The organism is Cupriavidus campinensis (genome assembly GCF_905397395.1).
GTDB lineage: Bacteria > Pseudomonadota > Gammaproteobacteria > Burkholderiales > Burkholderiaceae > Cupriavidus > Cupriavidus campinensis.
The window spans coordinates 1-10,976 of record NZ_CAJPVH010000098.1; the positions used below are offsets into that span (position 1 = coordinate 1).

A 10,976-nucleotide genomic window follows, 5' to 3' on the forward strand; every position below is an offset into this window, starting at 1 on the left:
GCCCGCCGCGCGGCTGATCCCCATTGCGCGCGCTGCCGCCACTGGCCGGCTGGGCGCGCCCCGTTTGTCGTGCGGCGCCCAGTCAGCGCCGCGCGCGCCTGCGGCTCGTCCGCGTATTTATCCTTGCCCCACACACCATGAAACGCATTTTCCTGTTCCTGGCGACCAACATCGCCGTCATGCTCGTCCTCAGCGTCGCGGCCAGCCTGCTGGGCGTGAACCGCTATCTGACCGCCAACGGCCTCAACCTCGGCATGCTGCTGGCGTTCGCCGCGCTGATGGGCTTCGGCGGCTCGTTCATCTCGCTGCTGATGTCCAAGACCATCGCCAAGTGGTCGGTCGGTGCCCAGGTCATCACCCATCCGAGCACCAGCACCGAGTTGTGGCTGATGCAGACCGTCGAGAAACTCGCCACCCGCGCCGGCCTGCCGATGCCCGAAGTGGCCATCTATGACGGCGAGCCGAATGCCTTCGCCACGGGCGCGTCGAAGAAAAGCTCGCTGGTGGCGGTGTCCACCGGCCTGCTCCAGTCGATGTCCCACGACGAAGTGGAAGCCGTGCTCGCGCACGAAGTGGCCCACATCGCCAATGGCGACATGGTCACCCTGACCCTGATCCAGGGCGTGGTGAACACCTTCGTGATCTTCATGGCGCGCGTGGTCGGCTACTTCGTGGATTCGTGGCTGCGCCGCAACGACGAGGAGTCGAGCGGCCCCGGCATCGGCTACATGATCACCGTGGTGGTCTGCGAGCTGCTCTTCGGCATCCTGGCCAGCGTGATCGTGGCGTGGTTCTCGCGCCAGCGCGAATTCCGTGCGGACGCAGGCGCGGCCAGCCTGATGGGCACCCCCACGCCGATGGTCTCGGCGCTGCGCCGCCTGGGCGGGCTGGATGCCGATGGCCTGCCGCAGAACATGCAGGCGATGGGCATCTCGGGCGGCCGCAAGTGGCTGGCGATGTTCTCGAGCCATCCGCCGATCGAGCAGCGCATTGCCGCGCTGCAATCGAGCCGTTAATTGGACTGAGGGAATAGGGGCCGGCGCGTGGCTACGCCGCCGCGCCCCGCTCCGCCCGGAAGGCTGCCCGGTAGCGTTCCGGCGTAGTCTGCACATGCCGCAGGAAGGCCTGCCGCATGACGTCCGCGTTGGCGAAGCCGGTGGCGTGGGCGATGCTCTCCAGCCGGCGGTCGCCGGCCTCCAGCATCCGCCGCACCGCTTCCACCCGCAGCCGCTCCACGTAGCGCGCCGGGGTCTCCCCCACCTGCCTGGCGAACACGCGCGCGAAGTTGCGCGGGCTCATCGCCACCCGTTCGGCCAGCACGGCCACCGAGAGGTCGCGGTCGAGGTGATCCGCCATCCATCCCTGCAAGGCCCGCAGCTCCACGCTCTCCGCCGCCTGCGCGCGCAGCGAGGTGGAGAACTGCGCCTGGTTGCCCGGTCGACGCAGGAACAGGACGAGTTCCCGCGCCACTTCCAGCGACACCGCGTATCCCAGGTCTTCCTCCACCAGCGCCAGCGACAGGTCCATGCCCGCCGTCACGCCGGCCGAGGTGTAGTAGCGGCCCGCGCGAATCCAGATCGGGTCCGCATCGACAGTCAGCCGGGGATAGCGCGTGGCCAGGCGGTCCGCGTGGCGCCAGTGCGTGGTCACGCGCGCTTCGTCCAGCAGCCCCGTGCGGGCGAGCACGAACGCGCCGGTGCAGACCGCGCCGAGCCGCCGCACCCGGGGCGCCTGCTCGCGGATCCAGCCGATCAGCCGCGCGTCGTCAGAGGCCGCCGCATGGCCGGAGCCGCCCGAGATCAGCAGGGTGTCGATGGGCTGGCCGATGGTGTCGGCGATCCGGTGGTACGGCGCGTCGGCCAGCATCCGCACGCCGCTTTCGGTGCGCACGATGGCGTCGTCGCTGACGCTGACCACGCGCACGTCATAGAACGGCTCGGTGCGCCCGCACAGCTTGTTAGCTGCGCCGAACACGGCGGTCGGCCCAGTGACATCAAGCTCCTGCGCCGGGTCCGGCGCCACGATCACCACCACGCGGGGCGATGCGGCGATGAGATGGAGGTCGGTGGGCATGGGAATCGAGCGGTTTGAGCGAAGGGAGTGGCAACGATCATACGCCGGCCGATCAGGCCGCCGCCATCGCCCCCACCCGCCGCGCATGCCGCTGCCAGCGCAACGTGATGACCAGCGCAAGCGCCAGCGCCGGCAGCACGGCCAGATTCACGGCCTGCCAGCCCCAGTGATGGAGCACCTGCCCCGCCGCCAACGTAGCCAGCGCGGTCAGCACGGCGGCGGAAAACTCGGCCGCCGCCTGGGTGCGCGCGCGCTCGGCGGTGCGGTAGCTGCCCGCCAGCAGCGTCGTGCCGCCCACGAACATGAAGTTCCAGCCGATGCCGAGGCACAGCAGCGCGAGGTAGAAGGCCGGCAGCGCCGTCGAGCACAGCGCCACCACCGCCGCAAGCGCCGACAGCGCGATGCCGCTGGCCAGCATCGCCGGATTGCCGAAGCGTTGCAGCAGCCAGCCCGAGAAGAACGATGGCGCGTACATGCCGACCAGGTGCCATTCGATGATCTGCGCGCCCTGCGTGATCGTGTGCTGGCACGCCACGGCGGCAATCGGCGTGGCCGTCATCACGAACATCATCACCGCGTTGCCGATGCCGTTGTTGGCGAACGCGGCGAGGAAGAGCGGCTGGCGCACGATTTCGCCGAGCGGGCGTGCGGGCAGGCCATCGCTGGCGGCACTGCCGGCTGCCAGCGAGGCCGGTTCGCGGTAGGCGAAAGCCAGCACCAGCATGGTCAGCACGCCGAACACGGCGACCACCGCGTACGAGCCCGCGAACGGCAGCGGCTGCATCATGTCCGCGCTCCACGCGGCGATGGCCGGCCCGCAGACGGCGGCCACCACGCCGCCGGTGAGCACAGCCGAGATGGCGCGCGGCTTGTCCGGCGCGGGCGCGGCATCGGCGGCGGCGAGCCGGTAGAAGCGCGCAAACGCCTGGAACACGCCGACCAGCGCCGTGCCGACGCAGAACAGCACGAAGTGATGGGTATAGATCGCCCAGACCGAGACCACGCCGCCCAGCGCGCAGGCCAGGCCCCCGAGCGAGAACGCCAGCCGGCGGCCAAAACGCTCGATCAGGAACGCGGCGGCGATGGCGGTGAGCGCCGAGGCCACGGTAATCAGCGCGAACGGCAAGGTGGCGAGCGCCTTGTCCGGCGCGAGCGTGTAGCCAACCAGCCCGGTCAGCGTCAGGTCAACGGACAGCGCGGCGGTGTAAAGCGCCTGGCACAGCGCCAGCACGCGCGCCTGCCGCATGGCGGAGGTAGCCATTGGGTTCTCCGGATAAAAGGGATGGCTACCAGCGTACGGACGGCGCGGGGCGGCTGACGGACAATGATCCGTCGATTTCTGCCAGCGAACGCGTCAATCCGTGGCGTCAGTTGAACACGTCCTGCCTGTACCGCCCCTGCGCCACCAGCGCGGCGAACCAGTCGGACGCCTGCGCGCCGCCCATCCCGCCTACCTGCGTGCCGATGTCGATCAGCGTCTGGCGTACGGCTGGCGCCATGCGTCGGCCATCGCCGCAGACGTAGACCGTCGCGCCGGCGTCGATCTGCGCCCAGACGGCTTCGCGCCGTTGCCAGAGCAAATCCTGCACGTAGCGCGGCGCCTCCGGCACCACCGAATAGGCGACATGGATTTCGGCCACGCCCTGCCCGGCCCAGGCAGCGATCTCGTCGCGGTAGAGCCAGTCGTGCGAGGGATGGCGGCAGCCGAAGTAGAGTTGCACCGGCGCCACGGCTTGCCCCGCCGCGCGCTGCGCCGCCCTTTCCTCGATAAAGCCCCGGAACGGCGCGATGCCGGTGCCCGGGCCGATCAGCAGCATCGGCACGCGCGGGTCTGCCTCGGGCGCGAACGGCGGGTTCGGCGTGCGGATGGACGCCGCCACGCGCGCACCCGGCGCCAGCCCGTGCAACCACGTCGAAGCCACGCCGCGGAACTGCCCGCGCCCGGACAGCGCCGGCGCCCAGACCGTGCCGACCAGCAGCGTCGCCACGTCCGGCGACACCAGCGGCGACGACGCAATCGAATAGAAGCGCGGCCGCATCGGCACCACGCAGCCGAGCAGGCCCTCCAGCGACAGCGTGAGCGCCGGATGCGCCACCAGCACGTCGAGCAGCCCCAGCCGCAGCGCCGCCACCTGCGCCGCGTAGCCGCGCTCGGCATCGTCCGAGGCCAGCAGCGCCAGCGCCTGCTGGGTGAACGGGCAGCGCGTGGCGCGCATCAGCCCGCGCAGCGTCTGCCGGGAAACCACGTCCTGCAATTCAACAAAGTGTGTCAGCAACTGCCGCAGCGGCAGCGGCTGGCCAATCGGCAGGCCGCGCCCAGTGCCCTGCGGGGCGGAGAGCGTGACCATGGCGTTCGCGTCGAGGTCGAGCCGTTCGCACAGCGCCTCCACCAGCGTGGCGTCGTTCTGCGGCCAGACGGCCAGGTGATCGCCGGTCTGGTAGGTCACGCCGGGCGGCAGTTGCAGGCGGATGTCGCGCGTGGAGGTGCGCGGCGCCTCCAGCGAAAAGTCCCACAAGCCGCTGGGATCGTTCACGAGTTCGGTATTCGACAGCACCGTGCAGCCCTGGGTGCCGGCCGGCAGCGTCTCGGCGCGGATCGCCGCCAGACTGCGGACTTCCGCGACGATGCCGCCGTTGCCCGCCCCGCCCGGGTCCACGCCATCGGCCTGCAAGGCCTGCCAGAGCTGGCCCAGCCAGCGTTCGGCGGACTGGTCGAAGTCGCCGTTGCCATCGGCTTCGCCACGCGCCAGCAGCGGCACGGCGCCTGCCGCCGTGAAGAAGTCGAACACGCGGCGCGGAAAGGCCTGATACGTCGCCCATTGGGAATTGCCACAGCCGAGCAACGCCAGCCGGAGGCCATCGGCGCGATAGCCGGCCGCCGCGTGCGCGTCGGCATCCGCATCCAGCATCGCCTCGAAGCGGCGGCCCGAGTCCGGCGCGCGGCCGTTGTAGGTAGCGGCGACGATCACCACGATGCCCGACGCCGGCAGCGCGCCGACGATCTCGTCCAGATCCTGCAGCTTCGCCGCAAAGCCGGCGCCTACCGCCCCGGCGTGGATCTGCTCGGCCAGCTCGCGCGCGGTGCCCAGGCTCGACGCGCACAGCACGGTCAGCGCCTGCCCGTGGCCCCGTACCTCGGCCTGCGCGGCGGGCGTGGCCTCCGCCGCCACGGGCTGGGCCGCGATGCGCTCGTGCAGCCGGCGCCGCCGCGCGCGCAGCACGAGGTTGTCGGGCTTGATCGTCAGCGTTTCCTTGAGCTTGAACTGGTAGTCGTACGGGTCGTGGAAGGCGAAGTGGCGCAGCATCAGCGCCAGCGCCAGCTTGGCCTCGGTCAGCGCAAACTGCCGGCCGATGCACGCGCGCTCGCCCTGCCCGAACGGCATGTAGGCGTGCGCCGGCAGCCGCGCCTCGTGCTCGGGCAGGAAACGGTCGATATCGAAGCGCTCCGGGTGGGCCCACACCTGTGGGTCGCGGTGCAGCGCGGTCAGCACCACCGAGATGCGCCGGTCCTTGCGCAGGTGGTAGCGCCCGCCGATCACCACATCGTCGAACGGCGCCACGGCAAACGCCGGCGCGGTCGGCCAGAGCCGCAGCGTCTCCTTGAGCACGCGGTCCAGCACCGGCATCCGGGCGAGATCGGCGTAGACCGGCGCGGCGTCGCCCGGCAGCACCGCGTCCACCTCCGCGTACGCCTGCGCCAGCACGCCGGGGTTGCGCAGCAGCTCGTAGAGCGCGAAGGTCAGCAGGCCGCTGGTGGTCTCGTGCCCGGCAATCAGGAAGGTGATGACCTGGTTGCGGATGTTCGCGTCGTCCAGCCGGCGGTCGGTCTCGGGGTCGCGCGCCTCCAGCATCAGGTTCAGCAGGTCCATGCCGGCGGTGGGCGCGGCACGGCGCTGGCGGATCACATCGTCCACCAGGTTGCGCATGTAGGCGATGTCCGCGGCGCACTGGCGGTGCGCGCGGCCCATGAAGCGGTCCTGGATCGGCAGCCGCGTGAGCTTGTTCATCGCCTCTTCCAGCGCGCCGACCATCGCCACGATGAACGGGTCTAGCTGTTCGCTGGAAAACGAGTCGAAGTCGTAGCCGAAACCGGACAGCGCGATGGTGTCCAGCGTGAGCCGGGTCATGTCGTCGGCCACGGCGATATCGGCGTCCGGGCCCTGGCGGTCCCACTTGTCCACGAGGCGGTTGGCCACGCGCAGCATCACGTCGAAGTAGCCCTTCATCGCCCGCTGGCTGAACGCCGGCATCAGGATGCGGTGGGCGCAGCCCCAGTTCGGCTCGTCGCTGTGCGCGGTGAACAGGCCGTCGCCGGCCATGTCGCGCAGGTAGGAGAGCGGCGGGCCGATGATCTTGCGGAAGCGCGTGGCATCGCACAGCTCGCTGGCCAGCGCCACGGACGACACGAACGGCACGCGCCGCCCCGCGAAGTCCAGTTCGAAGATGCCGTCATGGTGCCGGCTGCGCGCCAGCAGATGCTGCCCGACCTCGCCCGGCGTGATCTGGAACAGATTGCCGACGATGGGCCAGCCCGGGTCGCGCGGAATGGGCTGGAGGGCAACGGCGGGCTGGACGATGGACATGGGGGCGGGGCTGGATGGAGCGGCTGTGGGAGCGGGTCGTGACTGCCGTAGACAATCGCCGAGTTTCGGGGGCGAAGTCAACGCGCGGACACCGAGCATGCCCTCCAATTCCCGCGCCGGCGAGTCGCCCGCCGTGCGTTTGAAATAAACGTTCGAATAATGTGACGGATCGTTGACTGGTCGCCGGGGCGTCGGGTCGCCTAGTCAACCACGCGCCCGCGCAGCGCCTTGATCTGGCCGCGCTGGGTCTTGGCCTCGATGCGCCGCTTGCGCGACGCCAGCGTGGGCCGCGTGGCGCGCCGGGTGCGCGGCGGCGTGGCCACGCTCTCCACCAGCTCGTGCAGGCGCCGGACCGCTTCCTCGCGGTTCATCTCCAGGCTGCGGTGCTGCTGCGCCTTGATGACGATTACGCCATCGCGGGTGATGCGGTGGTCGTGCAGGGCCAGCAGCCGCTCCTTGTGGTCGGCCGCCAGCGACGCCGTGCGTACGTCGTAGCGCAGGTGCACCGCGTTGGACACCTTGTTGATGTTCTGCCCGCCCGCGCCCTGGGCGCGGATCGCGGTGATCTCGTATTCGTGATGAGGGATGAGGAAGTCGCCGGCCATGGCCGCCATCATAGCAACGCATGGTCCGGCGATGTGTGGCGGAACGTGTCCGCCACGGGCGTCCAACCCCGGCTTACGGTGCCGGGGCGATGTTCTGGTTTGTGCAGAACAGGTTCTGCGGATCGTATTGGCGCTTGATGCGCGCCAGGCGGTCGTAGTTCGGCCCGTAGGCGGCGCCCACGCGCGCGGTTTCCTCCTCGGTCAGGAAGTTCACGTAGACACCGCCCGTGGCGTACGGCTCGGTGGCGCGGAAGAAGTCGCGCGCCCAGGCGATGCAGGCGGCGTCCTCGTCATTGCGCTCCCAGCGCGCGTGTACGTTCATCACGTAGCGGGCGTTGCGGTGCGCGTAGGCGGTGGCATCGGGCGGCACGCGGTTGGCCACTCCGCCCACATGGCCGATGAAGATGTCCGCCAGCGGCGACGGCAGGCGCAGCGCGAAGTCGGTCATCGCATCGATGGCAGCATCGTCCAGACCCGAGAAATTGTGCGATTTCCAGTAGTTGCGCGCGCCCGGGCCGAGCAGCGGGTCGAACGCCTGCTGCCACGCCGCGTACGGCGCCGGCCCCACATGCTCGCCCACGGTCTGGCCGAACTGGCGCAGCGGGGCGATGGCCGCATCGGCCTTGTCGGGGTCGCCGTTGTAGAACACGGCCAGGATCACCACGTCGCTGCCATGCGCGGAGGAAGGCAGGAACGGCAGCGGCGGCGCCTTGCGCAGCACGACCCAGACGTTCAGTTCCTCCGGCATCGCATTTTCCGCGAAGGTGCGGTACTGGCGCAGCACCGACTTGCCTTCGGCGGCGGGGAAGACAAGCAGCCCGGTGGTGACCATCGGCCCGACATCGTGCAGCTTGAACTGGAACAGCGTGACCACGCCGAAGTTGCCGCCGCCACCGCGCAAGGCCCAGAACAGGTCGGGCTCCTCGGTGGCGCTGGCCCAGCGGCGCTGGCCATCGGCGGTCACCACCTCGCAGCCGAGCAGGTTATCCACAGTCATGCCGTACTGGCGCGTCAGCCAGCCAAACCCGCCGCCGAGCGTCAACCCGGCCACGCCGGTGGTGGAGTTGATGCCGAGCGGCGTGGCCAGCCCGAGCGCCTGCGCCTCGTGGTCGAAATCGGCCAGCAAGGCGCCGCCGCTGACCCAGGCCACTTTTTCCTTGGGATCGATCTGGACACTGCGGTGCGCGGAGAGGTCGATGACCAGCCCGTCCGCGCAGATCGCACTGCCTGCGATATTGTGTCCGCCGCCGCGCACGGCCAGCACCAGCCCGCGGTCTCGCGCGAAGTTGACGGCCTGGATCACGTCGGCGGTGCCCGTACATTGCACGATGACGGCGGGCCGCTTGTCCACAGTGGCGTTCCAGACGGTGCGGGCCGTGTCATAGCCCGGGTCGGCGGGCAGCAGGACCTTGCCGCGCACGGCCTGGCGCAGCATGTCGAGATGGGCAGGGGTCAGGGTTGGCATGGCGGTTTCCTCCACGGTGTGCGCGATGCAGGCGATGAAACCTCTTCACCTTGCAAGGCGCGCGCCACAATCGCCGAGGGGGCATCCACGCTGGCCTGCCGGCCACCACCGCCCCGCGCCGCGTGCGCCGGAGGCCGGAAATCGACCGATCGGTTACAGCGGTGAGGCGGCGCGGGAGACGCCTCGCGCGCGGCGGCGCACCTTGCGTCACGCGCCCCCGTTGCCTAGCATCGTTCCCATGACTTCTCCGCTCAGAGACCGCGTCGCGCTGGTGGCCGGTGCCACGCGTGGCGCCGGGCGCGGCATCGCCGTGCAACTGGGCGCAGCCGGTGCCACGGTCTACGTGACCGGGCGCTCCACGCGCGCCCAGCGCTCCGAAATGGATCGACCGGAGACCATCGAGGAAACTGCCGAATTGGTGTCGGCGGCGGGCGGCCGGGGCATCGCCGTGCGGGTGGATCACACGGTGCCGTCCCAGGTCAGCGCGCTGGTGGACCGCATCCGCGCCGACCACGGCGCGCTGCACATCCTCGTCAACGACATCTGGGGCGCCACGGTCATGGAGTGGAATAAGACCGTGTGGGAATCGTCGCTCGACATTGGCCTGCGCACGCTCGAACTGGGCGTGCATACCCATGCGATTACCAGCCATTTTGCGATCCCGCTGCTGATCGAATCACCGGGCGGGCTGGTGGTGGAAGTGACCGATGGCACCGCGACCTACAACGCCACCAGCTACCGCGTTTCGTTCTTCTACGATCTGGCGAAAGCCAGCGTGCTGCGCATGGCCTTCGCCCTCGCGCACGAACTGGCGCCGTACGGCGCCACCGCCGTCGCGCTGACGCCGGGCTGGCTGCGCGCCGAGGCCATGCTGGACGCCTACGGCGTCACCGAGGCCAACTGGCGCGACGCCACCTCACGGCAGCCCCATTTCGCGATCTCGGAAACGCCGGCCTACGTCGGCCGCGCCGTGGCAGCCCTCGCCGCCGCCCCCGAGCTGGCCCGCTGGAACGGCCAGACGCTATCCAGCGGCCAACTGGCGCAGGTGTACGGCTTCACCGACCTCGACGGCAGCCAGCCCGACGCCTGGCGCTACATGACCGAAGTGGTCGATGCGGGCAAGCCGGCGGATATCACGGGGTATCGGTGAGACGGGCGCAAGCGTCCGCTGCTCGGAAGTCGATCTGGCTTCGGACCACAAACTGTTGGAAATTCGCGTGCGCGGGATTGACTAGCGTGGACTGACTACAAGCCAGTCTATTGGCGCGCCCGGCTGGGATCGAACCAGCAACCCCTGCCTTCGGAGGGCAGTACTCTATCCATTGAGCTACGGGCGCGATGTGAGCTGCGTTTGACGTCGGACGAGGGCCGGCGTCGGAAAGTCGCATAGGATACCTCGTTTGCCGGGCGGCGTCCATGCGGGTTGCGCCGGGAGGGGTTCCGGCAGGTCTCGCCGCCGCCGCTTTTGACCCCGGACGCCACGGCTTGGGTCTATAATCGCCAGCTATTTGCGTCGAAACGAGACGTACCCGGGACACGAGACATGGCCCGGACGCAGATAGCCGAAAGGCAAAAACAGACCCATCCCCGACAAGGGCCAACAAAGCAAGCCGCCCCCAACGCGCTGCACTAGGTTTCCCTGCAAAATCGAGAGTTCTGTATGAGTGACGTCCACCAAGAAAACGACCACCACGAGTCTCCCATCAAGACCCCGAAACAACTGATCGCTGTCGTGATCGCCGCCTTCCTGGTGCCGATTATCGTGATCGTCCTGTTGGTCAGTTTTGTTGGTCACGGTACCCACGAGGGCGCCGGCTCCACCCAGACGGCCGAAGCCGTCAACCATCGCATCCAACCCGTCGCCACCCTGGAAATCAAGGACCCGAACGCGCCGCGCGTCTTCAAGACCGGCGAGCAGGTCTACAAGGAAGTCTGCGCCGCCTGCCACGCCACCGGTGCGGCCGGCGCGCCCAAGCACGGCACCCCCGGCGACTGGACCGCGCGGATCGGCCAGGGCTTTGACGGCCTGCTGAAGTCCGTGATGAACGGCAAGGGGGCGATGCCCGCCCGCGCCGGCACTTCGCCGGACGACTACACCGACTACGAACTGGCCCGCGCCGTGGTGCACCTGGCCGACGCCGGCGGCGCCAAGTTCCCGGAACCGCCCGCGCCCGCACAGGCCGCACCGGCGCAGGCTGCCGCCTCGGCACCTGACGCGCAGGCTGCGGCACCGGCTGCTCCCGCCGCGGC

The 10,976-nt window shown here is 69.7% G+C and carries 8 protein-coding genes and 1 tRNA gene; 3 read left to right on the forward strand and 6 right to left on the reverse strand.

From position 1 onward, the window contains the following. The first annotated feature begins 137 nt into the window (after positions 1–137). Positions 138–1,016, forward strand: coding sequence for a protease HtpX (gene htpX / locus KHO18_RS27205; RefSeq protein ID WP_144202123.1), 879 nt, complete (start codon positions 138–140; stop codon positions 1,014–1,016). Between the two features lie 31 nt (positions 1,017–1,047). Here htpX and KHO18_RS27210 read toward each other — a convergent pair whose 3' ends face one another. From KHO18_RS27210 to KHO18_RS27230, 5 genes are all read right to left on the reverse strand, one after another. After that, positions 1,048–2,073: a GlxA family transcriptional regulator gene (locus KHO18_RS27210; RefSeq protein WP_144202125.1), complete on the reverse strand. Its 1,026-nt coding sequence runs from the start codon at positions 2,071–2,073 to the stop codon at positions 1,048–1,050. Between the two features lie 52 nt (positions 2,074–2,125). Continuing rightward, entirely contained in the window at positions 2,126–3,334 is a 1,209-nt protein-coding gene (locus KHO18_RS27215) for an MFS transporter (RefSeq protein WP_211944228.1), read from the reverse strand. A gap of 106 nt (positions 3,335–3,440) precedes the next feature. Continuing rightward, the gene (locus KHO18_RS27220; protein ID WP_211944229.1) at positions 3,441–6,656 is read right to left on the reverse strand and encodes a bifunctional cytochrome P450/NADPH--P450 reductase; all 3,216 of its coding nucleotides are present in this window, start codon (positions 6,654–6,656) and stop codon (positions 3,441–3,443) included. Positions 6,657–6,856: 200 nt separating this feature from the next. Next, positions 6,857–7,270 (reverse strand): alternative ribosome rescue aminoacyl-tRNA hydrolase ArfB, encoded by a 414-nt coding sequence (gene arfB / locus KHO18_RS27225; RefSeq protein ID WP_377732348.1) that lies wholly within the window; start codon positions 7,268–7,270, stop codon positions 6,857–6,859. A 64-nt stretch (positions 7,271–7,334) separates the two neighbouring features. Then, positions 7,335–8,726, reverse strand: coding sequence for an FAD-binding oxidoreductase (locus KHO18_RS27230; RefSeq protein ID WP_211944230.1), 1,392 nt, complete (start codon positions 8,724–8,726; stop codon positions 7,335–7,337). 238 nt (positions 8,727–8,964) lie between these two features. Between KHO18_RS27230 and KHO18_RS27235 the strand changes: the two genes are divergently transcribed. Continuing rightward, the gene (locus KHO18_RS27235) at positions 8,965–9,876 is read left to right on the forward strand and encodes an SDR family oxidoreductase (protein ID WP_211944231.1); all 912 of its coding nucleotides are present in this window, start codon (positions 8,965–8,967) and stop codon (positions 9,874–9,876) included. Between the two features lie 111 nt (positions 9,877–9,987). Here the strand turns inward: KHO18_RS27235 and KHO18_RS27240 are convergent. Further along, positions 9,988–10,063, reverse strand: a tRNA-Arg gene (locus KHO18_RS27240). Positions 10,064–10,386: 323 nt separating this feature from the next. On the opposite strand from KHO18_RS27240, the gene KHO18_RS27245 reads away from it, so the two are divergent. Further along, positions 10,387–10,976 (forward strand): c-type cytochrome (locus KHO18_RS27245; protein ID WP_211944232.1); only part of this gene is annotated, 590 nt, incomplete at its 3' end.

Coding starts and splice junctions, on each gene's coding strand:
- htpX (WP_144202123.1), top strand. CDS start 138: ATGAAACGCATTTTCCTGTTCCTGGCGACCAACATCGCCGTCATGCTC.
- KHO18_RS27210 (WP_144202125.1), bottom strand. CDS start 2,073: ATGCCCACCGACCTCCATCTCATCGCCGCATCGCCCCGCGTGGTGGTG.
- KHO18_RS27215 (WP_211944228.1), bottom strand. CDS start 3,334: ATGGCTACCTCCGCCATGCGGCAGGCGCGCGTGCTGGCGCTGTGCCAG.
- KHO18_RS27220 (WP_211944229.1), bottom strand. CDS start 6,656: ATGTCCATCGTCCAGCCCGCCGTTGCCCTCCAGCCCATTCCGCGCGAC.
- arfB (WP_377732348.1), bottom strand. CDS start 7,270: ATGGCGGCCATGGCCGGCGACTTCCTCATCCCTCATCACGAATACGAG.
- KHO18_RS27230 (WP_211944230.1), bottom strand. CDS start 8,726: ATGCCAACCCTGACCCCTGCCCATCTCGACATGCTGCGCCAGGCCGTG.
- KHO18_RS27235 (WP_211944231.1), top strand. CDS start 8,965: ATGACTTCTCCGCTCAGAGACCGCGTCGCGCTGGTGGCCGGTGCCACG.